Below are 20,847 nucleotides of genomic sequence, written 5' to 3'. Positions count from 1 at the left end.
GGGCAGGGGGGCTGCGTGTACAGCTGCCGGGCCGATGACCTTTGGTCAGGCGGTTTGAGCATTCTTGCGAACGCACTGTCAGTTGAGGCGTGCGAAAGGCGTGCTGGCAGCTATCAGTGTTTTCACTGATAATAGCGCCCAGTATTTGGCGTCATAGCTTTGACGATTTCCTTCCAGTCGAACAACGTAACATCCAGCAAGGAGTCCGGGATGCATGATGAAGGCAAGGTGGTGCCCCTGGCGGCTGCCATCGACCGGGGTGCGCGCGCGCCCTCGCCATGCCTTCCCGTGCTGCTCCTGCAGGTGCGCGACAAGGCTGCCCTGCAATTGCGCCAGGGCTTGCAGGCGCTATTCGACAATGCCGACGACACCCTGTTCGAAATGGCCGACAAGGCCAGTGGTCGCCTCGATCAGAACCTCTACTTCGAAGCCATGCGCGACCTGCGCCTCAAGCGCAAGAGTATTGAACGAGGTTTCCTCGACACTTTCTACGAGGCCTTCGCCCGCATCGGCCAGGGCGACGGGCTCGAGTCCCTGGTCAGGGCGCAGACACAGGACAAGCCGTCGCTGGAGCGCTCGGTGGCCGTGCAGACCATGGTCGACCGGGTGTTGTCCCGCGACGGCTTCCTGTTGGAGCAGTTGAACCTGCGCTTCACCACGCTGCTGGAGCTGCCGCTGGCCAGCGCAGGCAATCCCCTGGGCCCTGGCAACCTGTGTGGCTACTTCCTGGACGCCGGGCGTAACCTGGGGGTTGGCGCCAGCGTCAAGATGGTGCTGCTCAAGCTGTTCGAGCGCTACGTGCTGCGCGACCTCGACTTGCTCTACGGCGAGGCCAGCCAGTTGCTCGCCAGCGCCGGTGTACTGCCGCAGCTGATGCCCGCCCCGCGGCGCCGCGCCGAGGACCGGCGCAGCATCGCCCGGCGCGTTCCGGCCAGCCCGGCGCTGGGCGGCTTGTCCGACTCCGCCGGCCAGGCTTTCTTTGCCTCGGTGCAGACGCTGCTGGCGCCGGTGCGCGGGCGTGTCGCGCCGCGGCTGCAGGCGGCCGGATCCGCGCAGCCGACCAGCACCGGCGACCTGCTGCGCCTGCTCACCCACCTGCAGCACTATGTGCCGGCCCCTGGCGAGCCGGATGACTTCAACCTCGGCCAGCAGCTGGAGCAGTTGTTGCTGCGGGTCAGCGTGCGCAGCGGTACGCGGCGGCGGATCGCCACCGACGACGAGGACACGATCAACCTGGTCGACCTGCTGTTCGCCTACATCCAGGGCGACGACAACCTGCCGGCCAGCCTGCGGGCGCTGATCGTCCGCCTGCATATCCCGGTGCTCAAGGTCGCGCTGATCGACAAGGGCATGTTCAGCCGCGCCAGCCACCCGGCGCGCCGCCTGCTCAACGAGATCGCCGCCGTGGCCATCGGCTGGGAGAGCGATGCCGAGGGGCTGCGCGACAGCTTGCACCTGCGGGTCGAGCGCATCGTCCAGCGCCTGCTCAATGACTTTTCCGACGACTGTGCAGTGTTCAACGAACTGCTCGATGAGTTTCTCGCCTTCAGCCAGGACGAGCGCCGGCGCAACGAACTCCTCGAACAGCGCACCCGCGACGCCGAGGAGGGGCGTGCCCGTGCCTTGCAGGCTCGCCAGCGGGTACAGCAGGAGTTGAACGACCGCCTGCATGGCCGGGTACTGCCGCAGGTGGTGGTGCAGATGCTGGTGCAGTCCTGGAGCCAGGTGCTGCTGCTGGCCTGGTTGAAGCAGGGCGAGGCCTCGCCGGCCTGGGCCGACGCCCTGGCGACGGTGGACGACCTGCTGGTCAGCATTGCCCCGTACCGTGAGCCACAGCGTCTGCTGGAGCAGGTGCCGGGCCTGCTCAAGGCGCTGCGCGACGGCCTGGCGGGGGTGGCGCTGGACTCCGCCGCCACTCGTGATTTCTTCCTGCAACTGGAAAAACTGCACCTGCGTGCCTGCGGTGGCACGCCGGAGCCGGACGCCGCATTGGATGAAGTGTGGCTGGAGGAGGCTATCGTGCTGGCGGTCAGCGACGAGTCCGCCCTTGCCCCTGGCCTGCCGCTCGATGACCAGGAGCCGGCATTGCGCCAGGTGCAGCGCCTGCAGGTCGGCACCTGGGTCGAGGTGATGGACGACGACGAGCCGCTGCGCTGCAAGCTGGTGGCGCGCATCGACAGCAATGATCGCCTGGTCTTCACCAACCGCACCGGCATGAAGGTGCGCGAATGGAACCGCATGGGCCTTGCCCTGGCCCTGCGCCGTGGCGAGGTGCGCCTGCTGGACGACGGCCTGCTGTTCGAGCGAGCGCTGGAAGCGGTGCTGGAGCAGTTGCGCGGGCAGCAGGCCCAACAGAGCTGAATTTCCCTACACAATCATTTACATGCAAGCACCGGCCGGCCACGGCATACTGGGCACCTGTCTCGGGCGTCATTTCAGGATCTGCACCATGCAATTGGACCGTGCGACCGGCTGGTTCAGCGGCGTCAGCCACTGCCCCTCGCCGAACTTCAACGCCCGCCCCGAGGGCGAGGCCATCGCGCTGCTGGTCATCCACAACATCAGCCTGCCACCGGCCTGCTTCGGCACCGGCAAGGTGCAGCAGTTCTTCCAGAATCGCCTGGATCCGAATGAGCACCCCTATTTTGCCAGCATCAACCACCTGACCGTCTCGGCGCACCTGTTCGTCGAGCGCGATGGCGCGGCGACCCAGTTCGTTTCGTTGCTCGACCGCGCCTGGCATGCCGGCGTGTCGCGCTTCGGCGAGCGCGAGGGCTGCAACGATTTTTCCATCGGCATCGAACTGGAGGGCACCGACGAGCTGCCCTACACCGATGCCCAGTACGCCACCCTGGAGCGCCTGACCCGCGAGATCCGCGCGGCATGGCCTGTGATCGACGCCCAGCGCATCTGTGGCCACAGCGACATCGCCCCGCAGCGCAAGACCGATCCGGGCCCGGCCTTCGACTGGCCGCGCTACCGGGCCGCGCTGCAACGCAACGAGGACAAGGCATGAGTTTTCTGGTGTTGGTGCTGGCGCTGTGGGTCGAGAAGTTCTCGGCCCTGCGTCAGCGGTTGCAGCGCGACGGCTTCTACCTGGGCGAGCTGGTGCGCCTGGAGCGCAGCGGCAAGGTCCACCCGTGGTGGACGCTGGGCATCCTGGTCCTGGCGCCGGTGGCGTTGCTCGTGCTGCTGTTGCATGTGCTGGAGCCGGTGGCCTACGGTCTGCTGGCGTTGCCGGTGCACCTGCTGGTGCTGGTCTACAGCCTCGGCCGAGGCGATGTGAAGGCGGCGCTCGGGCCGTTTCGCGACGCCTGGCGCCGCGGTGACGACCAGGCTGCGCTGCATGTGGCCGAACGCGACCTGGGGCTGGCTGCCGACGATGCCCAGAGCCTGATCAAGCGGGTCCAGGGCCACCTGCTGTGGCAGGCCTACCAGAGCTTCTTCGCGGTGATCTTCTGGTACTTCCTGCTCGGCCCGGGGGCGGCGCTGGCCTACCGCCTGCTGGCGCTGACCATGGACCACAGCCGCCAGCCGGCGCTGCAAACCCTGGCCGGGCAATTGCGTCATGCCATGGACTGGCTGCCGGTGCGGGTGATGACGGTGAGCTTCGCGCTGGTCGGCAACTTCGTCGCGGTGACCCGGGTGATGTTGCACGAGCTGCTCGATTGGCACGTCAGCGCCGGGCACCTGGTGGCTAAGGTCGGTCGGGTGGCCGACGATATTCCCGAGGAGGAAGACCGCCAGCATGGCCTGGAGCGCCTGGACAGCCTGTGGGAGCTGCTGCTGCGCTGCGCCGTGTTGTGGTATGCCTGCTTCGCCCTGTGGACCGTGCTGGTCTGAAAACTTTAATCACCTCCTTGTAGGAGCGGCTTCAGCCGCGATCACCCGCGAAGCGGGTGCCAGACTCCGCGGTGCCCGCATCGCGGCTAAAGCCGCTCCTACCGAACCGCGCTTAACCATAAGTTACAAACCTTGATTCCAATCTGCGCTATACAAAGCCACTGGCCCTAGATGGCCTTGTGCTACCCCGCAGAACAACAAGAATTCAAGGAGGTGACCTGTGAAGCGTCTGCTCTATCCGGCCATCGCACTGATGAACCGGCTGAGCTTCGGCATGAAGTTCAGCCTGATCAGCGTCCTGTTCTTCCTGCCCATGCTGGTCACCAGTTTTTACCTGGTCCGTGACGCCTATAACCAGCTGCAGGCCACCCGCGGCGAACTGCAGGGGCTAGCGCCGCTGTCCGAAAGCCTGGCCTTGCGCGGCGATCTGGAGACCCTGGGCAACCTGCTGCAGATCAACGCTGTGCTGGGCCAGTCGGGCCAGGCTGGCGATGTGGAAAGCCGCATCGGTGCCCTGCAGGACAAGGTCCAGGCCCGGCTCGACGGCCTCAAGGGCAGCGACCCGGCGCTCGAGGCCAAGCGTGCCGAGCTGGCCGAGGCCTTTGCCCGCGCCCGTGAGGAAAGCTCGCTGCAGAACAAGGCGGCGCTGTTCGACAAGTTGCTGGCCCAGGCCCAAGTGCTGGGCAAGCTGGTCGCCAGCCAGTCGGGCTTGAACCAGGACAGCCAGGCTTCGGTGCGCCAGCTGAGCGAACTGGTCGGCAACGCCACGGCGCAGGTCACCCAGGCCCTGGGCGAAGGCCGGGCGATGGGCGCGGTGGCTCTCGGCCGCGGTTTCATGGATTCCTCGGGCAGCGCGCGCTTCGAAGACCTGCTGCAGCGCCTGGAGCGGCTGTCCGCCGACTATGCCATCCGTCTCGACGATGTCCTGGCCAGCGATGCCGGGCTCAGGGCCGCGCTGGCCAGCGATGCCCAGGCCAGCCAGGCCACGGTCAAGCAGGCCGCGACCCTGTTCGAGGACCAGGTGGTGGTGGCCGAGACCCTGGATGCGCCCTGGGCCGGCTTCTACCAGCAGACCAGCGACCTGATGGCGCAGACCTACCGCTTCAACGATGCCGTCCTTGCCCACCTGCACGGCCAGCTGGAGGAGCGCCTGGGCGAGCACCGCCTGCGCACGATCGCGCTGGTCGCGGCCCTGGCCACGGTGTTCGCGCTGATCATCTACCTGTACGGCGGCTTCTACGTCTCCACCCGGGAAACCCTCGGCAACCTGGGCAACGCCATGGACAAGGTGGCCGCCGGCGACATGACCATCAGCTTCAAGGCTAACAGCCAGGACGAACTGGGCGAGTTGGGGCGTGGCTTCAACGAGACGGTACGGCGCATTCGCGGGCTGATCGAGCAGGTCGGCAAGACCGTGACCACGGTGGAGGAGCAGGCCGGGCAGGTGCTGTCGGTGTCGAGCCGCAGCAACCAGGCGGTCAGCGGCCAGCGCGAGCAGATCGAGCAGGTGGCCACGGCCATGAACCAGATGAGCGCCACCGCGCAGGAGGTTGCCCGCAGCGCCGCCCTGGCCGCCGAAGGCGCGCAGCGGGTCAACCACGAGAGCGCCTCGGGCCGCGACCTGGTGGAAAGCCAGCAGGGCAGCATCGCCCGCCTGGCCGGCGAGATCGACCAGAGCGTGGCGGCGGTGAACCAGCTGGCGGGCGACAGCCAGGCCATCGGCCGGGTGCTGGAAGTGATCCGCAGCATCGCCGAGCAGACCAACCTGCTGGCCCTCAACGCCGCCATCGAGGCGGCCCGGGCCGGCGAGCAGGGCAGGGGCTTCGCCGTGGTCGCCGACGAAGTGCGGACCCTGGCCCGGCGCACCCAGGACTCCACCGAAGAGATCGCGCAGATGATCCAGCGCCTGCAGGATGGCGTGGGCGCGGCGGTGCGGGTGATGGGCAGCAGCCACCAGATGGCCGCCGGTACCGTGGACGAGGCGCGCCAGGTGCAACAGGCGCTGGGCAATATCCTTGGCGCGGTGGGCGGGATCGTCGAGCAGAACCAGCAGATCGCCGCCGCCGTCGAGCAGCAGACCGCCGTGGCCCACGACATCGACCAGAACATCGTGGCGATCAACCGCGCAGCGCAGGACACCACCGAGGGCGCCTGCCAGACCGAGGACGCCAGCCGGGCGTTGTCGGCGCAGGTGGTGGAGCTCAAGCGGTTGATCGGGGCGTTCAGGGTCTGATCGAGGGCAGCGTGAATCCCGTGTAGGAGCGGCCTTGCGCCGCGAAAGGGCCGCAACGCGGCCCCAGCGATCTTTGTGTCAACACCGAAATCCTGGGGCTGCTACGCAGCCCTATCGCGGCGCAAGGCCGCTCCTACAGGGACCGCGTCGGTCTACCAGCCAAACACCTCGCAGGCATTGCGACTGCTGGCCTCGGCCAGCAGCCCCGGCTCGATCCCCATGACTTCGGCCAGCGCCCCGGCAATCTCGGGTAGATGCTCCGGGCTGTTGCGCTGCCCCGGGAACATCGCCGGCGCCATGTCCGGCGCGTCGGTCTCCAGCACCACGCTGTCCAGCGGTAGCCTTGGCAGGGTCTTGCGCAGGCGTAACGCCTGGGGCCAGGTGCCGGCACCGCCGAGTCCCAGCTTGAAGCCGAGCTTGATGTATTCCCGCGCCTCTTCGTAGCTGCCGGCAAAGGCATGGATGATCCCCGCCCGCGCCGGCTTGTAGCGCTTGAGCGTGGCGATTACCTGGGCGTGGCTGCGGCGCACGTGCAGCAGTGACGGCAGTTCGAAGTCGCAGGCCAGTTGCAGCTGGGCTTCGAACAATGCCTGCTGGCGCGTCGGGTCCAGTTCGGGCAGGTAGAAGTCCAGGCCGAACTCACCCACCGCGCACAGCCGCGGATCGCCGCGCAGGCGTTCCAGCCAGTCGCGTAGCTGCGCCAGGTGTTCGGGGCGGTGCTGCTCAAGGTAGATCGGGTGCAGCCCCAGCGCCGCGTACACGCCTTGGTTGGCGCAGGCCAGGTCCCAGACCCGCTGGAAATTGTCCTGGTACACCCCCAGCACCACCACGCGCTCCACCCCGCGCGCCGCCGCGTTGGCCAGCAGGCGCGGGCGGTCGGCATCGAAGTCGGGGAAGTCGAGGTGGGTGTGGGTGTCGATCAGGCGCATGTTCAGGCCTTGGCGATCCGTTGCTTGAAGGTGCGGCCGATGGCGTGCACGCCGGGCTCGTAGCGCTTGTCCTCGATGGCGGCCAGGGCCAGTTCCAGCGCGGTGGCGGCGATCAGGCCGTGCTGCTGGGCCATGGCGTTGACCGGCAGCGGCAGGAAATCGAGCAGCTGGTTGTCGCCGAAGGTGCCCAGTTGCAGCTCGCGGGATCCCTCAGGGCGCGCCTGGAGCGTGTCGAACACGCCTTGCAGCAGCACGTAGGAGGTGGTCACCAGGGCATCCGGCAGACCGCCCAGCTCGTCGATCAGTTGCTGCATCAGGCGCTGGCCGCATTCACGGCTGAAGGCCTCGCCCTGGTAGCGGCGCACGTCGCCGTCGAAGCCTTGCAGGGCCTCGTCGAAGCCACCGGCGCGGGCCTGGCTCACCGACAGCTCGGGGCGCGCGCCAATCAGGGCGATGCTGCGCGGGCGGGTTTTCAAAAGGCTCTGTGCCAGCTGACGGCTGGCGTCGCGGTCGTCGCTGATCACCGAGCAGAAATGCGCCGGGTCCAGGCGTCGGTCGATGGCGATCACCGGCAGGCCCTTGGCTTGCAGCTCACGGTAGCTGTCGTCTTCCGGCGGCAGGCAGCTGGCGACGAACAGTGCGTCGCAGCGGCGGGCGCGGAACAGCTGCTGCAACTGGCGTTCGCTGTCGGGCTGGTCGTCGCTGCTGGCGATCAGCAGTTGGTAGCCACGGGCACGGGCGCCTTGTTCCAGTTGCTTGGCGATGCGGGCGTAGCTGGGGTTCTCCAGATCCGGGAGAATGAAGCCCAGGGTGCGCGTGTGGCGGCTGCGCAGGCCGGCGGCCTGGGGGTTGGGCGTGAAGCCATGGGCCTCGACCACCGCACGCACGCGCTCGACGGTGCTGTTGCTGATGCGCTGTTGTTCGGCCTTGCCATTGATGACGTAGCTGGCGGTGGTCACGGACACACCGGCCAGACGGGCGATATCGCTGAGTTTCACCGAATTTTCCTTGTTGTTTCCGGGACTGGCCACGGGGCTGGACCGGCTAGTTTCACCCATCTACGGTCCCGCGCGCAGACGACCATTGTCGCAATTGTCCGACAGGATGGGGCTTTTTCGTTGGCAGATTATCGAGTAACGTGGCCACTTGGTCAGATTAAACGTTTCAGCAAAACGAAATTTCCTGCCTGGAAATGAGTATTCGCCCGTTGCGCTGATCGTTTTGGCGGCTTTTGCCGTCGAATTCCACAACAATACCTCGGTAGCCGACGGGGCTGCCGCAAAAGGAGAGGGTCATGCTCGAGCTTGCCGTGGAGCAGATTGCCATGGGCCAGCGTGCCGCCGACAAGGGCGAGGCACTGGCGTTGCTGGCTGATCGACTGGTTGCCGATGGCCTGGTCGCCGAGGGCTACCTGGCGGGGCTGCAGGCCCGGGAGGCGCAGGGCTCGACCTTCCTCGGCCAGGGTATCGCCATTCCCCACGGCACGCCGCAGACCCGCGAGCTGGTGTTCGCCACCGGTGTGCGCCTGCTGCAGTTCCCCGATGGCGTGGACTGGGGCGACGGCCAGATCGTCTACCTGGCCATTGGCATCGCCGCCCGCTCCGATGAACACCTGCGTCTTCTACAACTGCTGACCCGCGCCCTGGGCGAAACCGACCTGGCCGAGGCTCTGCGCCGGGCCAGCAGCGCCGAGGCGCTGCTCAAACTGCTGCAAGGGGCGCCGCGTGAGCTGGCGCTGGATGCCCAGTTGGTCGGCCTCAACCTGGCGGCGGACGACTTCGACGAGCTGGCCTGGCGCGGCGCTCGCCTGCTGCACCGCGCCGGTTGTGCCGACAGCGGCTTTGCCGCCGTGCTGCAGCAGACCGAGCCGCTGCCACTGGGCGAAGGCCTGTGGTGGCTGCACAGCGAACGCGAGGTGCGCCAGCCGGGCCTGGCCTTCGTTACCCCGCAACAACCCCTGCGCTACCGCGACCAGCCGCTCAATGGCCTGTTCTGCCTGGCCAGCCTCGGCGCTGCCCACCAGGCCTTGCTCGAGCGCCTGTGCGAGGTGCTGATCGAGGGGCGCGGGCAGATGCTTTACCAGGCTACCAGCAGCCGCGCCGTGCTCGAAGTGCTCGGCGGCGAGGCGCCTGCCGACTGGCCCAGCGCCCGGGTGGTACTGGCCAACGCCCATGGCCTGCATGCGCGTCCGGCCAAGGTGCTGGCGCAGTTGGCCAAGGGTTTCGAGGGTGAGATTCGTTTGCGCGTGCAAGGCAGCGACCAGCCCGCCGTCTCGGTGAAGAGCCTGAGCAAGCTGCTGAGCCTCGGTGCCCGTCGCGGTCAGGTGCTGGAGTTGATCGCCGAACCTGGCATCGCCGCCGACGTCTTGCCTGTGTTGCTGGCAGCTATCGAGCAGGGCCTGGGCGAAGAGGTCGAGCCCTTGCTGCAAATGCTGGTGCTGGAGGAATCACCGGTCGAGATTCTCCAGGCGCCCGTACCCGGCAGTACCGTGCAGGGTGTCGCGGCCGCGCCGGGCATCGCCAGTGGCCCGGCCCATGTGTGCGTCGAGCGCGAGATCGACTACCCGCTGCGCGGTGAGTCGCCTGGCCAGGAGCGCGCCAGGTTGCGAGCGGCCATCGACAAGGTGCACGCCGACCTGCAGGCCCTGGTGCAACGCAGCGACAAGGCCATCGGCGAAATTTTCATCACCCACCAGGAAATGCTGGCCGATCCGGCCCTGACCGATGACGTCGAGCTGCGCCTGGCCCAGGGCGAGAGCGCCGCCGCCGCGTGGATGGCAGTGATCGAGAACGCCGCCCGCCAGCAGGAGGCGCTGCACGATGCGCTGCTGGCCGAGCGCGCCGCCGACCTGCGCGATATCGGTCGCCGTGTGCTGGCCCAGTTGTGTGGCGTGCAGGCGGTGGTCGAGCCCGAGCAGCCCTACGTGCTGGTGATGGCCGAGGTGGGCCCGTCCGATGTGGCGCGCCTGGACCCGGCGCGGGTCGCCGGCATCATCACCGCCCAGGGCGGCGCCACGGCCCACAGCGCCATCGTCGCCCGGGCCCTGGGCATCCCGGCGGTGGTCGGTGCCGGCGCGGCAGTGCTGCTGCTGGAGAGCGGCACGCCGCTGCTGCTCGATGGCCAGCGCGGGCAGGTCGAGGTCGCGCCGCCCGAGGCCCGCTTGCAACGGGCGCTGGCCGAGCGCGATGCCCGCGAGCGGCGCTTGCAGATCGCCTGGGCCAACCGCCATGAGCCGGCCCTGACCCGCGACGGCCACGCGGTCGAAGTGTTCGCCAACATCGGCGAAAGCAGTGGCATCGACAAGGTAGTGGAGCAGGGTGCCGAAGGCGTCGGCCTGCTGCGCACCGAGCTGATTTTCATGGCCCACCCGCAACTGCCCGATGTGGCCACCCAGGAGGCCGAGTACCGCCGGGTGCTCGACGGCCTGTGCGGACGCCCGCTGGTGGTGCGTACCCTCGATGTGGGCGGCGACAAGCCCTTGCCGTACTGGCCGATCGCGGCGGAAGAGAACCCGTTCCTCGGCGTGCGCGGCGTGCGTCTGACCCTGCAACGCCCGCAGGTGATGGAAGAGCAACTGCGGGCCCTGCTGCGCGCAGCGGACAATCGCCCGCTGCGCATCATGTTCCCCATGGTCGGCCAGCTCCATGAATGGCGCGCCGCCAAGGCCATGGTCGAGCGCCTGCGCCAGGAAATTCCGGTGGCCGACCTGCAAGTGGGCATCATGGTCGAGGTACCGTCGGCCGCCTTGCTGGCGCCGCAGTTGGCCCGCGAGGTGGACTTCTTCAGCATCGGCACCAACGACCTGACCCAGTACACCCTGGCCATCGACCGTGGCCACCCAAGCCTCTCGGCCCAGGCCGACGGCCTGCACCCGGCGGTGCTCAATCTGATCGACATGACCGTGCGCGCCGCCCATGCCCAGGGCAAGTGGGTGGGCGTGTGCGGCGAGCTGGCGGCCGATCCGCAGGCCGTGGCCGTGCTGCTGGGCCTGGACGTGGACGAACTGAGCGTCGCCGCCCGCAGCATCCCTGAAGTCAAGGCACTGGTGCGCCAGGCCGACCTTTCGACGGCCCGCGCCCTGGCGCGCGAGGCCCTGCAACAAGACAGCGCCGAGGCAGTCCGGGCGCTGGTGGAGCGTTACTGATGGCCAAGATTCTCACCCTCACCCTCAACCCGGCGCTGGATATCACCATCAGCCTCGATCGCCTGCGCCCCGGCGCGGTCAACCGTAGCCAGGCCCAGCACAGCCATGCCGCCGGCAAGGGGCTGAACGTCGCCCAGGTGCTGGCCGACCTGGGCCACCGCGTGACCGTCGGCGGTTTTCTCGGGCTCGACAACCTGGCGCCGTTCGAGGCGCTGATTGCCTGGCGTGGGTTCGCCGACTGCTTCGTCCGTGTGCCCGGCGAGACCCGCAGCAACATCAAGCTGGTCGAGGCCGATGGCCAGGTCACCGATATCAACGGCCCCGGGCCTGAAGTCGACGAGGCCGCCCGCGACGCCTTGCTGCAACGTCTGGCCGAGGTGGCCCCGGGGCATGACGCCGTGGTGGTGGCCGGTAGCCTGCCGCGGGGGATCAGCCCCGAATGGCTGCGCGAGCTGCTGCTGATGCTCAAGTCGCAGGGATTGAAGGTGGCCCTGGACAGCAGCGGCGAGGCCTTGCGCGCCGGCCTCGAGGCCGCGCCCTGGCTGGTCAAGCCCAATACCGAGGAACTCGGCGAGGTGCTCGGGCAGCCTGTGCTTGACGCGGCCGGCCAGCGCGGCGCCGCGCAGCGCTTGCTGGCCAGCGGCGTCGAGCATGTGGTGGTGTCCCAGGGCGAGCAGGGCGTGACCTGGTTCGCCGCCGGCCTGGCGCTGCATGCGCAACCGTCGAAGGTGCGCATCGCCAGCACCGTCGGCGCCGGTGATTCACTGGTCGCCGGCATGGTCCATGGCCTGCTCCAGGCCGAAGCGCCCGCCGCCACCTTGCGCCGCGCCACCGCCATCGCCGCCCAGGCGGTCACCCAGGTCGGCTTCGGCATCCACGATCGCGAGCAACTGGCCCTGCTGGAGGCCGCCGTGCACCTGGCAGAACAACAAGAAGAGGGCTGCTGATGAACATTGCCATTGTCACCGCCTGCCCCAACGGGCAGGTGTCCAGCGTGCTCAGCGCCCGCCTGTTGGCCGCCGTGGCCCAGCGTCGGGGCTGGAGCACCAGTGTCGAGGTGCAGGATGCCGAGCACCCCGAGCGTCGCCTGACTGCGGCGCAGATCCTTGATGCCGACTGGGTGCTGGTGGTCAGCACCGGGCCGATGGACCTGGCGCGCTTCGCGGGCAAGCGCCTGTATCAGAGCACGCCGGCCCAGGCACTGGCGGACCGCGAGGGGTTTCTTGACCAAGCCGCCGCCGAGGCGCGGGTACACGAGCCGGCGCCGGCCCCGCAGGGCAGCGCGTCGAAAATCGTCGCGGTGACTGCCTGCCCGACCGGCGTGGCCCACACCTTCATGGCCGCCGAAGCGCTGCAACAGGCGGCGCAGGCCATGGGCTACCGGCTCACCGTGGAGACCCAGGGCTCGGTCGGCGCGCGCAACCCGCTGCCGGCCGAAGCCATCGCCGAGGCCGACGTGGTGCTGCTGGCCGCCGATATCGAAGTGCCGGCTGCGCGTTTCGCCGGCAAGCGCATCTATCGTTGCGGTACCGGCATCGCCCTCAAGCAGGCCCGCGCCACGCTGGACAAGGCACTGGCCGAGGGCAAGGTGGAGGCTGCGGGGGATGCGCCTGGCGCGGTGCAGCAGGCCGAGAAGACGGGCGTCTACAAGCACCTGCTGACCGGGGTGTCGTTCATGCTGCCGATGGTGGTGGCCGGCGGCCTGCTGATTGCCTTGTCGTTCGTGTTCGGCATCGAGGCCTACAAGGAGGCCGGCACGCTGCCCGCCGCGCTGATGCAGATTGGTGGTGAGGCGGCGTTCAAGCTGATGGTGCCGCTGCTCGCCGGCTACATCGCCTGGTCCATCGCCGACCGTCCGGGGCTGGCGCCCGGGATGATCGGCGGCTTGCTGGCGAGCACGCTGGGGGCGGGGTTCATTGGCGGCATCGTCGCCGGCTTCCTGGCCGGCTACAGCGCCAAGGCCATCGCCCGTTGGGTGCGCCTGCCCAGTAGCCTCGACGCGCTCAAGCCGATCCTTATCATCCCGCTGCTGGCCAGCCTGTTCACCGGCCTGGTGATGATCTATGTGGTCGGCCAGCCCGTGGCCGCCATGCTCGAAGGGCTGACCCACTTCCTCGACAGCATGGGCACTACCAACGCCATCCTGCTCGGGCTGCTGCTCGGCGGCATGATGTGTGTGGACCTGGGCGGCCCGATCAACAAGGCCGCCTATGCGTTCTCGGTAGGGCTGCTGGCGTCGTCGAGCTACGCGCCGATGGCCGCGACCATGGCCGCCGGCATGGTGCCGCCGATCGGCCTGGGCATCGCCACCTTCCTGGCCCGACGCAAGTTCGCCCAGAGCGAGCGCGAGGCCGGCAAGGCCGCGCTGGCGCTGGGGCTGTGCTTCATCTCTGAAGGGGCGATCCCGTTCGCCGCCAAGGACCCGTTGCGGGTGATCCCGGCGAGCATCGCCGGTGGCGCGCTGACCGGGGCCTTGTCGATGTACTTCGGCTGCAAGCTGATGGCGCCCCATGGCGGCCTGTTCGTGCTGCTGATCCCCAACGCGATCAACCATGCGCTGCTGTACCTGCTGGCGATCGTGGCCGGCAGCCTGCTGACGGCGGTGGTGTATGCCGTGATCAAGAAGAGCGAACAGGTGGAGATGGTGGTGGCGCCGGCCAAGGGGTAGCCAGGCCCGGCGCAATCCCTGTAGGAGCGGCCTCGTGCCGCGAAAGGGGCGCGGAGCGGCCCCAGGATTTCAGCGTCATACACAGTGAATGGGGCTGCTTTGCAGCCCTTTCGCGGCACAAGGCCGCTCCTACAGAGGGTGCGGTCAGCCCCGCGTCTTGCCCCGCAACGGCTTCAGCAGATCGCCCAGCCCGTTGTGGTCGATCTCATGCATCAACGCCAGCAACGCGCCCAGCTCCCCGGGCGGGAAGCCCTTGCGGGCGAACCACGCCAGGTAATCGCCGGGCAGGTCGGCAATGATCCGCCCCTGGTACTTGCCGAAGGGCATGGTGCGGGTGACCAGCAGTTGCAGGGATTCGGGTTTCATCGGGCATCGGCCTGTGGCAGGTGAAGCGCGGACCATACTGCAAACTGCACGACGACCCAAGCGGCGATCATGCAGAACGCCGTTTTCAGGTTTTTTGTTTTTCATTTCAAGCTATTGATTTTAATGAATAATTTAATATTCATTAGCCTGGCACGAAGCCTGCTCCGGTAAAGGTGACTATCACCTGCCAAGGAGTTTGTTGCCATGAGCAATCCCAACAAAGACACGATCGATGTACTCAACGACCTGATCGAGTACAGCAAGGACGGTGAGAAAGGCTTCAAGACCTCCGCCGAGGATGTGAAGAACCCACAACTCAAAGCCTTCTTCGTGCAGCGCGCCAGCGAGTGCGCCAGTGCCGCGGCCGAGCTGCAGGGCGAGGTGCGCCGGCTGGGTGGTGACCCGGAGACCAGCACCAGCATCAGCGGCGACCTGCACCGCGGCTGGGTCAACCTCAAGTCGATGGTCACCGGCAAGGATGAAGAGGCGGTGCTCAACGAGGTGGAGCGTGGTGAAGACCATGCGCTCAAGGCCTACAAAGAGGCCCGCGAGAAGCTGGTCAAGCTGGGGCGCTCGGCCAATGACCAGAGCTATACGCTGGTGGAGAAGCAGCTGCAGGGCGTGCAGCGCAATCATGACCAGGTGAAGGCGCTGCGTAACGCGGCACGTGCTCGGTCTTGAGATCTTTGGGGCCGCTTTGCGGCCCTTTCGCGGCACAAGGCCGCTCCTACAAGGGGAACGCATTCCTCTCTGTAGGAGCGGCCTTGTGCCGCGAAAGGGGCGCGAAGCGGCCCCTTAGGCCATCGGCCCTTCAACCCGATTCCGGCCATTGGCCTTAGCCCGGTAAAGCGCCTCGTCCGCATCGGCCAGCAGCGTCGACAAATCCTGCGCGGTGCCCGGCACATGCAGGCCGATCCCCACGCTGACCGTCACCGACCGCTCGTCATCGCCAAACGGCGGCATCGCCTCGACGCTGGCGCGAATGCGTTCGGCCAGCAACCGGGCGCCAGCCAGCTCGGTTTCCGGCAGCACCACCTGGAACTCCTCCCCGCCATAACGCGCCGCCAGGTCCGCCGGGCGCCGAATGCACAGCTCAAGGGTCGTGGCCACCTCGCGCAGCACGTGGTCGCCGCCGGCATGGCCATGGCGCTGGTTGAACGCCTTGAAGTGATCCACATCCACCATCAGCACCGCCAGCGGCTTGCGGTTGCGCTGGGCGCGCGCCCATTCCTGGCGCAACACCTGGTCCAGGCGACGACGGTTGGCAAGGCCCGTGAGGCTGTCGGTGGCGGCAAGCGTGGCCAGGCCTTGCTCGGCATCGTGGCGGCGGCGCAATTCACGGCCCAGCAGCAGGGTCAGCCAGAGGATGCCGATGCACAGCACGCCGGTGGCCACGCTGACCACGATCGCGGTGCGGCGCCACGACTGGAACACCTCGTCGGCCGAGTGCGCCACCAGCACGATCAGCGGCAGGTCGGCAACTCGGGCGAAGGTGTAGAGGCGTTGGCCTTCATAGGTAGTCGAGCGGGCGGTGAAGCTGCCGCTGCGCTCCTCGAGGATGCGCTTGAAGTTGGGGCGTTCGCTGAAACTGGTGCCGATCAACGGGTCCTGCGGGCGGGTTGGCTGGCGTGCCAGCAGTTGGCCGTCGGTGTTGAGCAGGTTGATGCTGCTGTCCACGCCGATGTCCAGGCGCTGGAACAGCTCGTTGAAGTAGGACAGGCGCAGGGCCCCGGCGGCCAGGCCCTGGAATTCGCCGTTGGCGCCGGAGATGCGCCGGCTGAAGCTGATGCACCAGTCCAGCTCGCCCAGCCGCGCCTTGAACGGCGGGCTGATCAGCAGGCCCAGGCCCGGGCGGTCGCGGTGGGCCTGGAAGGCCACGGTGTCGGCGAAGTTGGCCTGGCGCGGCACCGCGCTGGTGGAGTCGCCGAGCACATCGCCCTTGGCGTCGAGCCAAAGGATGTCACCGCGCACCGGCGCGGAGAAGGCCTGGTTGAAGAGGATCTGCTGGCGCAGCTTGGCCGGCACGTTGAGCAGCTCGGGGTGCTGCACGGCCCAGATCAGGCCCTTGAGCGACTGGTCGTAGAGTTCGACGTTGCGCAGGATGTCGCTTTCGATCAACTGCACGATGTTGCTCGAGGAGCGCATTTCCGATTGCTCGACGCTGTCGCGCTCGCGGGCCAGCAGGTAGCTGACGATGGCCACGATGGCGAGCACGGCAAGGCAGCTGCCCAGGTTGAGGACCAGCTCGGGGTGTGACTTGTACAGGGCGGATCGTGGTGATCGGGTGGGCAACGTCATGCTCGCAACTGCATAAGCCCCGGGATCCATGGGGAGTGGGCCGGAAAGCGGCGGCGGTATTTTAGGCAAGGCGGGATTGTCGGACAAGATCAAAGCTGATTTGGCCGACGGAAATGATTCAGTAGGTCCATCGCGGGGCAAGCCCGCTCCCACCATTCGCCAGGGCCAGGGCCAGGGCCAGGGCCAGGTCCAGGTCCAGGTCCAGGTCATGGTCATGGTCGTGGGAGCGGGCTTGGCCCGCGATGGGATGTACGACATTTCCGAATCTGAAACCAAATGCTTCAGTTGGGCCGAGCTTGGGACCTATCCTACGCGTCTGCCGGAAGGGTCTGGATAGGCGGGGAAATGCATCAGGGCTAACGTCTTCGGGTCGCCGAATTTGGTGATCGGGTGTGAGAAACCCGAACGATGTTGGTCCCGCATTCTGTTACGGCAGCTGTGCATGGGCAGACCTAGGTCTGGCCGGGTTCCGATGTCCTCGGTTTTCTCACCCCATGTACGGCTGCCACCCTTATCTGGTGAGAAAGGATGAGCTGGCGGTTTCCTTTATTGACATTGGAAAACGCACATGAAGAAGCTGGTACCTGATCCCCCCATCCCCTACATCTCCATCATCGACCACCTGCCGCTGGCCGAAGTCTGGGAGCATGCCGCCGTCCTGATGACCATGATGACCCGCACTTGCGACGTCTACATGGCCTTTCCCGTGGATGAGCGTCCCGAGATCCTGGTGGATAACATTTCCATCCTCAGCCGGCTGCTGAGCTGCCTGATGGCCCACGCCAGGTCGCTGGAGGTGCAGCCATGAGCGAGCAGCCGAGCCTTGTGCCACTGCCGGCGTTTCGACGTTCCTGGAGTGTTTTCGAAGGGGATTTGAAAGCGGGGAGTGCGGCGCGGATCCTCAGCGCCATGGCCAAGGCGTTGATCAATGACCTGGAGATCGGCTTGAACCGTAACCGTTGAAGCCCATCGCGGGGCAAGCCCGCTCCCACGCCTGATAAGCCACCTGGCGTGGGAGCGGGCTTGCCCCGCGATCGGTTTCGGATCAGAACACGTTCAGCGGATAATCCACGATCACGCGGAATTCGTTGTTGTCCTGGATGTTCGAGTACGCCGCGTTGGCCCGGTGCGTGGCATAGCGCAGCAGCACCGACAGGTCCTTCAGCTGGCCTTGCTGGAACACGTACTTCACGTCGAAGTCGCGCTCCCAGTGCCGGGCATTCTCGCCGTCGGCGTTATAGAAGGCGTAGTACTGGGTGTCCTGGCTGGCCTTGGTCAGGTCGGCCTTGCCGCGCGAGTACGACAGCGAGGTGCTCAGGCCCGGCATGCCGAGGCCGGCGAAGTCGTAGTCGTACTGCAGCTTCCAGGAACGCTCGTTCGGCGCGTTGAAGTCCGAGTACATGCGCGAGTTGTCGAGGAAGATGCTGTCGCCCAGGTTGATGTAGTCGAACGGCGTGTCGCCGTTGACTCGCTGGTAGGCGGCGGTGACGCTGTGGTACCCGGCGGCCACGGTGAAGTGCACGCTCCAGGTGTTGTTGTCGATGTCGCCCAGCTTCGACTGGCCGGTGTCCTGGGTGTGGTAGAAGTGTACGCCCGGGTTCAGGCTGACCAGATCGTTGACCTGGTAGGTGTAGTCGAAGTCGGCGTAGTACTGGTTCCAGATGTCCTTCAGCTCGGCGGCGTAGACGTTGGCGGTAACGCCTTCGGTGCCGCTCCAGGAGGCGCCGGCCCAGCTCAGGTTCTGGCTGTCCTGCTCGCGCGTCTGGTTGCTGTAGTAGGTGTTGATGCGGCGGTGGCCGCTCTGGTTGTACGGCTTGGTGAAGCTGACCTTGCCGCCTTCGAGCATCAGCCCGTCGATGCTGCGGTTGGTCACGGCGACGCCGCGGAAGGTCTGCGGCAGCATGCGGCTTTCGCCACCGGCGATCACCGGGTTGGTGAGGAACAGGTCACCGGCCTTGAACTCGGTGTCGAAGCCCTTGAGCTTGATCGCGCCGCCGGCGGTGGAGAAGGCGTGGCGTGCCTTGTCTTCCGGCGCGCTTGGCAGGATCGAGGTGCCGGCGCGGCCACCGCCGCCGTCCAGCTTCAGGCCGACCATGGCGTGGGCGTCGAGGCCGAAGCCGATCACGCCCGGCGTGTAGCCGGACTCGAAGCGGGCGACGGCGCCTTGGCCCCACTCGCGCTTGTCCTTGATCGAGGCATTCTTCTCGTTGCGGTTGAAGTAGGCATTTCTGAAATGCAGGTTCAGCGTGGAACCCTCGATGAAGCCTTCAGCCTTGTCTTCATCGGCCTGTGCGGCCACGGGCATCGTTGCGGCCAATGCAACGAACAACGGGGTGAAACGAAACGCAAAAGACACCGGTACAAACTCCTTTGGTCAAGCGATGGGGCAGTTTTTTATTGTCGTGTCTGCAAGTTCTTATTAGAGACGTAACAGCCAGGCTGATATTTTCGACGCATAAAAAAAGCCGCTGAAAGGCAGCGGCTTTGAAAGGCTAACATATCGTCACGGGCACTGCCCATGGTGTAGCCAAGGGAAAACTGGAAACTGGAGTCAGGCCAATCAGCTGTCGGCATCGGTGTCGACAGAGACTTTGGAAGCAGTCTGCCGTGCGTCTTTTACCGCATCGGCCTGTTGCGCGGCGTAGGCTTCGCGAGCCTCTTGGTGAACGGCGGCAAACTCAGCGTTACGGGCGACAAAGGCCGGGGATTCTTCCGCCATGGCCAGGGGCGACAACAACAGGGAAGACAGGACGAACACGCTGGCAATACCCATACTGTTGGACATGTGATGCAACCTTCTTGCGCGGCAAGTGCTAATGGAGACAGGGCTAAAGTTAGTCCTGTAAACAGCGGGGAAACAGAGGCTGTTCAGATAAGCACTGTTGCGCAAAAAGTAATGATCACGGCAAAAACACTCAGACTTTTACCGCAAACCCGCGTAGTTGAGCGTTTGGCAAGTTGATACCGAAGGTATTGGCGCCCGCTTCGCTGTGCACGAAAACACTGCCGCCGTGCATCAGGGCGATCGCCTTGACGATGGCCAGGCCCAGTCCGTGGTTGCCGCCGCCGCTGTTGGCGCGTGCCGCATCCACCCGGTAGAAGCGCTCGAACAGCATCGGCAGGTGCTCGTCGGCAATCGCCGGCCCCGGGTTGCTCACGGCGATGCTGACCTGTTCCTCGCCCGCCTCGATGCGCACCTGGATCACCTGGTGCGGCGCGGTGTGCTGCACGGCGTTGTTCAGCAGGTTGATCAGCGCCCGGCGCAGCTGGGCCTTCTCGAAACAGGCCTGGGCGTCGCCGCTGACGCTGACGCTGACCTGGGCGTCCTCGAGGATGAAATCGAGGTAGTCGAGGGTGGTGGCCACTTCCTCGGCCAGTGAGGCGCTGGTCAGCGAGGTGGCCTTGCTGCCCTGGTCGGCGCTGGCCAGGAACAGCATGTCGTTGATGATGCTGCGCAGGCGCTCCAGCTCTTCGAGGTTCGATTGCAGCACCTCGAAGTAGTGCTCGGCGCTGCGCCCGCGGGTCAGGGCGACCTGGGTCTGGCCGATCAGGTTGGTCAGCGGCGAGCGCAGTTCGTGGGCGACATCGGCGTTGAACGCCTCGAGTTGCGAATAGGCCTGGCTGACCCGGTCGAGGGCGGCGTTGAAGGCACCGGCGAACTGCGCCAGTTCCGGCGGCAGGTCGCGGGTCTGCAGGCGCCCGTCCAGGCGTGGCGGGGCCAGGGCCTGGGCTTCGTCCGACAGCGCCAGCAGAGGCTTGAGGCCGATGCGCGCGACCCAGTAGCCGAGTAGCGAGGCCAGCAGCACGCCGAAGGCGGCCAGGCCGACGATGGCCACCAGCAGGCTGTGCTGGGCCTGCCAGAAGGTCTCGGTGTCGATGCCGATCAGAAAGCGCAGCGATGGGCGCTCACCCAGTGCCGGCAGTTCGCTGACCAACACCTTGTACGGGTAGGGGCTGTCGCTCAGGCGCAGGTCGCGCATGCCCGGCGCGCCCTCGGCGAAGCCGCGCACCTGCTCGGTGGGATGGCCGTATTCGAACGCCGGGTTGCTGCTCACCACCCAGAAGCGGATGCGTCGGTCTTCCTCGCTGAGCAGGTTGAGCTTGTTGTTGATCTTGGCCCAGTGCTCGGGAGTGCCGTAGCGGTTGAGGGTGGATTCGAGCACGCTGAAGCGCGCGTCCAGTTCGGCGGCCGGCAGCAGGTCGAGGCTGCGGTCGACCTGGCGGTATAGGGCGCTGCCGATCAGCACGAACACGGCCAGGGCCACCAGGGTGAACAGGGCCGAGAGGCGCAGGGCGATGGAGTTGCCGGGTTTGGCACGCAAGAGGTTCATGTCCGATTGCCCGTCGGAGGTTCGTGGGAGCGGGC

The 20,847-nt window shown here is 66.7% G+C and carries 17 protein-coding genes; 10 read left to right on the top strand and 7 right to left on the bottom strand.

Features of this window, described 5'->3' with window-relative positions:
* The first annotated feature begins 210 nt into the window (after positions 1–210).
* The 4 genes from NMG10_RS16850 (at position 211) to NMG10_RS16835 (ending at position 6,076) form a co-directional block, all read left to right on the top strand.
* A complete protein-coding gene (locus NMG10_RS16850) occupies positions 211–2,361 on the top strand; it encodes a DUF1631 domain-containing protein (protein ID WP_254464753.1) in 2,151 nt (716 codons plus the stop codon).
* Positions 2,362–2,449: 88 nt separating this feature from the next.
* Complete coding sequence (gene ampD / locus NMG10_RS16845; RefSeq protein WP_232854707.1) at positions 2,450–3,016, top strand: 1,6-anhydro-N-acetylmuramyl-L-alanine amidase AmpD; 567 nt, start codon at positions 2,450–2,452, stop codon at positions 3,014–3,016.
* Complete coding sequence (gene ampE, locus NMG10_RS16840) at positions 3,013–3,843, top strand: regulatory signaling modulator protein AmpE (protein ID WP_254464752.1); 831 nt, start codon at positions 3,013–3,015, stop codon at positions 3,841–3,843. Before ampD ends, ampE begins: the two co-directional genes overlap by 4 nt.
* A gap of 220 nt (positions 3,844–4,063) precedes the next feature.
* Positions 4,064–6,076: a methyl-accepting chemotaxis protein gene (locus tag NMG10_RS16835; RefSeq protein ID WP_234560459.1), complete on the top strand. Its 2,013-nt coding sequence runs from the start codon at positions 4,064–4,066 to the stop codon at positions 6,074–6,076.
* A 152-nt stretch (positions 6,077–6,228) separates the two neighbouring features.
* On the opposite strand, the gene NMG10_RS16830 is transcribed toward NMG10_RS16835, so the two are convergent.
* A complete protein-coding gene (locus NMG10_RS16830) occupies positions 6,229–7,005 on the bottom strand; it encodes a TatD family hydrolase (protein WP_203647959.1) in 777 nt (258 codons plus the stop codon).
* 2 nt (positions 7,006–7,007) lie between these two features.
* On the bottom strand, positions 7,008–8,003 hold the full coding sequence (gene cra / locus NMG10_RS16825) for a catabolite repressor/activator (protein ID WP_186713203.1): 996 nt from the start codon (positions 8,001–8,003) through the stop codon (positions 7,008–7,010).
* Positions 8,004–8,299: 296 nt separating this feature from the next.
* Here cra and ptsP point away from each other — a divergent pair, with 296 nt between their 5' ends.
* The 3 genes from ptsP to NMG10_RS16810 are packed head-to-tail and all read left to right on the top strand — an operon-like array spanning position 8,300 to position 13,817.
* Complete coding sequence (gene ptsP / locus NMG10_RS16820) at positions 8,300–11,149, top strand: phosphoenolpyruvate--protein phosphotransferase (RefSeq protein WP_254464751.1); 2,850 nt, start codon at positions 8,300–8,302, stop codon at positions 11,147–11,149.
* Entirely contained in the window at positions 11,149–12,096 is a 948-nt protein-coding gene (gene pfkB / locus NMG10_RS16815; RefSeq protein ID WP_203647957.1) for a 1-phosphofructokinase, read from the top strand. Before ptsP ends, pfkB begins: the two co-directional genes overlap by 1 nt.
* Positions 12,096–13,817, top strand: coding sequence for a PTS fructose-like transporter subunit IIB (locus tag NMG10_RS16810; protein ID WP_254464750.1), 1,722 nt, complete (start codon positions 12,096–12,098; stop codon positions 13,815–13,817). The genes pfkB and NMG10_RS16810 overlap by 1 nt, the downstream gene beginning before the upstream one ends.
* 144 nt (positions 13,818–13,961) lie before the next feature.
* Here the strand turns inward: NMG10_RS16810 and NMG10_RS16805 are convergent, their stop codons facing one another.
* Positions 13,962–14,183 carry a DUF3820 family protein gene (locus tag NMG10_RS16805; RefSeq protein WP_234560464.1) on the bottom strand — a complete coding sequence of 74 codons (222 nt, stop codon included), beginning with the start codon at positions 14,181–14,183 and terminating at the stop codon, positions 13,962–13,964.
* 204 nt (positions 14,184–14,387) lie between these two features.
* Here NMG10_RS16805 and NMG10_RS16800 point away from each other — a divergent pair, with 204 nt between their 5' ends.
* Entirely contained in the window at positions 14,388–14,864 is a 477-nt protein-coding gene (locus NMG10_RS16800) for a PA2169 family four-helix-bundle protein (protein ID WP_203647954.1), read from the top strand.
* 114 nt (positions 14,865–14,978) lie between these two features.
* Here the strand turns inward: NMG10_RS16800 and NMG10_RS16795 are convergent, their stop codons facing one another.
* On the bottom strand, positions 14,979–16,475 hold the full coding sequence (locus NMG10_RS16795; RefSeq protein ID WP_203652705.1) for a diguanylate cyclase: 1,497 nt from the start codon (positions 16,473–16,475) through the stop codon (positions 14,979–14,981).
* A gap of 574 nt (positions 16,476–17,049) precedes the next feature.
* Between NMG10_RS16795 and NMG10_RS16790 the strand changes: the two genes are divergently transcribed.
* On the top strand, positions 17,050–17,289 hold the full coding sequence (locus NMG10_RS16790) for a hypothetical protein (protein ID WP_062575113.1): 240 nt from the start codon (positions 17,050–17,052) through the stop codon (positions 17,287–17,289).
* Complete coding sequence (locus NMG10_RS16785; protein ID WP_232854783.1) at positions 17,286–17,444, top strand: hypothetical protein; 159 nt, start codon at positions 17,286–17,288, stop codon at positions 17,442–17,444. The genes NMG10_RS16790 and NMG10_RS16785 overlap by 4 nt, the downstream gene beginning before the upstream one ends.
* A gap of 82 nt (positions 17,445–17,526) precedes the next feature.
* Here the strand turns inward: NMG10_RS16785 and NMG10_RS16780 are convergent, their stop codons facing one another.
* The 3 genes from NMG10_RS16780 to NMG10_RS16770 all read right to left on the bottom strand — a co-directional run bounded on the left by NMG10_RS16780 (position 17,527) and on the right by NMG10_RS16770 (position 20,812).
* Positions 17,527–18,837, bottom strand: coding sequence for an OprD family porin (locus NMG10_RS16780; protein ID WP_203647953.1), 1,311 nt, complete (start codon positions 18,835–18,837; stop codon positions 17,527–17,529).
* A 204-nt stretch (positions 18,838–19,041) separates the two neighbouring features.
* On the bottom strand, positions 19,042–19,266 hold the full coding sequence (locus tag NMG10_RS16775; protein ID WP_050703787.1) for a hypothetical protein: 225 nt from the start codon (positions 19,264–19,266) through the stop codon (positions 19,042–19,044).
* 130 nt (positions 19,267–19,396) lie between these two features.
* Complete coding sequence (locus tag NMG10_RS16770; RefSeq protein WP_203647952.1) at positions 19,397–20,812, bottom strand: heavy metal sensor histidine kinase; 1,416 nt, start codon at positions 20,810–20,812, stop codon at positions 19,397–19,399.
* Between the last annotated feature and the right edge of the window lie 35 nt (positions 20,813–20,847).

It is taken from the genome of Pseudomonas sp. DVZ6 (assembly GCF_024259445.1).
Taxonomy (GTDB): domain Bacteria; phylum Pseudomonadota; class Gammaproteobacteria; order Pseudomonadales; family Pseudomonadaceae; genus Aquipseudomonas; species Aquipseudomonas peradeniyensis.
The sequence above is the reverse complement of the archived record's forward strand: the minus strand, read 5'-3'. Positions and strand labels throughout refer to the sequence as shown.

What these genes read in the sequence shown, in the direction of transcription:
- NMG10_RS16850 (WP_254464753.1), top strand. Translation starts at nt 211, where the DNA reads ATGCATGATGAAGGCAAGGTGGTGCCCCTGGCGGCTGCCATCGACCGG.
- ampD (WP_232854707.1), top strand. Translation starts at nt 2,450, where the DNA reads ATGCAATTGGACCGTGCGACCGGCTGGTTCAGCGGCGTCAGCCACTGC.
- ampE (WP_254464752.1), top strand. Translation starts at nt 3,013, where the DNA reads ATGAGTTTTCTGGTGTTGGTGCTGGCGCTGTGGGTCGAGAAGTTCTCG.
- NMG10_RS16830 (WP_203647959.1), bottom strand. Translation starts at nt 7,005, where the DNA reads ATGCGCCTGATCGACACCCACACCCACCTCGACTTCCCCGACTTCGAT.
- ptsP (WP_254464751.1), top strand. Translation starts at nt 8,300, where the DNA reads ATGCTCGAGCTTGCCGTGGAGCAGATTGCCATGGGCCAGCGTGCCGCC.
- pfkB (WP_203647957.1), top strand. Translation starts at nt 11,149, where the DNA reads ATGGCCAAGATTCTCACCCTCACCCTCAACCCGGCGCTGGATATCACC.
- NMG10_RS16810 (WP_254464750.1), top strand. Translation starts at nt 12,096, where the DNA reads ATGAACATTGCCATTGTCACCGCCTGCCCCAACGGGCAGGTGTCCAGC.
- NMG10_RS16805 (WP_234560464.1), bottom strand. Translation starts at nt 14,183, where the DNA reads ATGAAACCCGAATCCCTGCAACTGCTGGTCACCCGCACCATGCCCTTC.
- NMG10_RS16800 (WP_203647954.1), top strand. Translation starts at nt 14,388, where the DNA reads ATGAGCAATCCCAACAAAGACACGATCGATGTACTCAACGACCTGATC.
- NMG10_RS16790 (WP_062575113.1), top strand. Translation starts at nt 17,050, where the DNA reads ATGAAGAAGCTGGTACCTGATCCCCCCATCCCCTACATCTCCATCATC.
- NMG10_RS16785 (WP_232854783.1), top strand. Translation starts at nt 17,286, where the DNA reads ATGAGCGAGCAGCCGAGCCTTGTGCCACTGCCGGCGTTTCGACGTTCC.
- NMG10_RS16775 (WP_050703787.1), bottom strand. Translation starts at nt 19,266, where the DNA reads ATGTCCAACAGTATGGGTATTGCCAGCGTGTTCGTCCTGTCTTCCCTG.
- NMG10_RS16770 (WP_203647952.1), bottom strand. Translation starts at nt 20,812, where the DNA reads ATGAACCTCTTGCGTGCCAAACCCGGCAACTCCATCGCCCTGCGCCTC.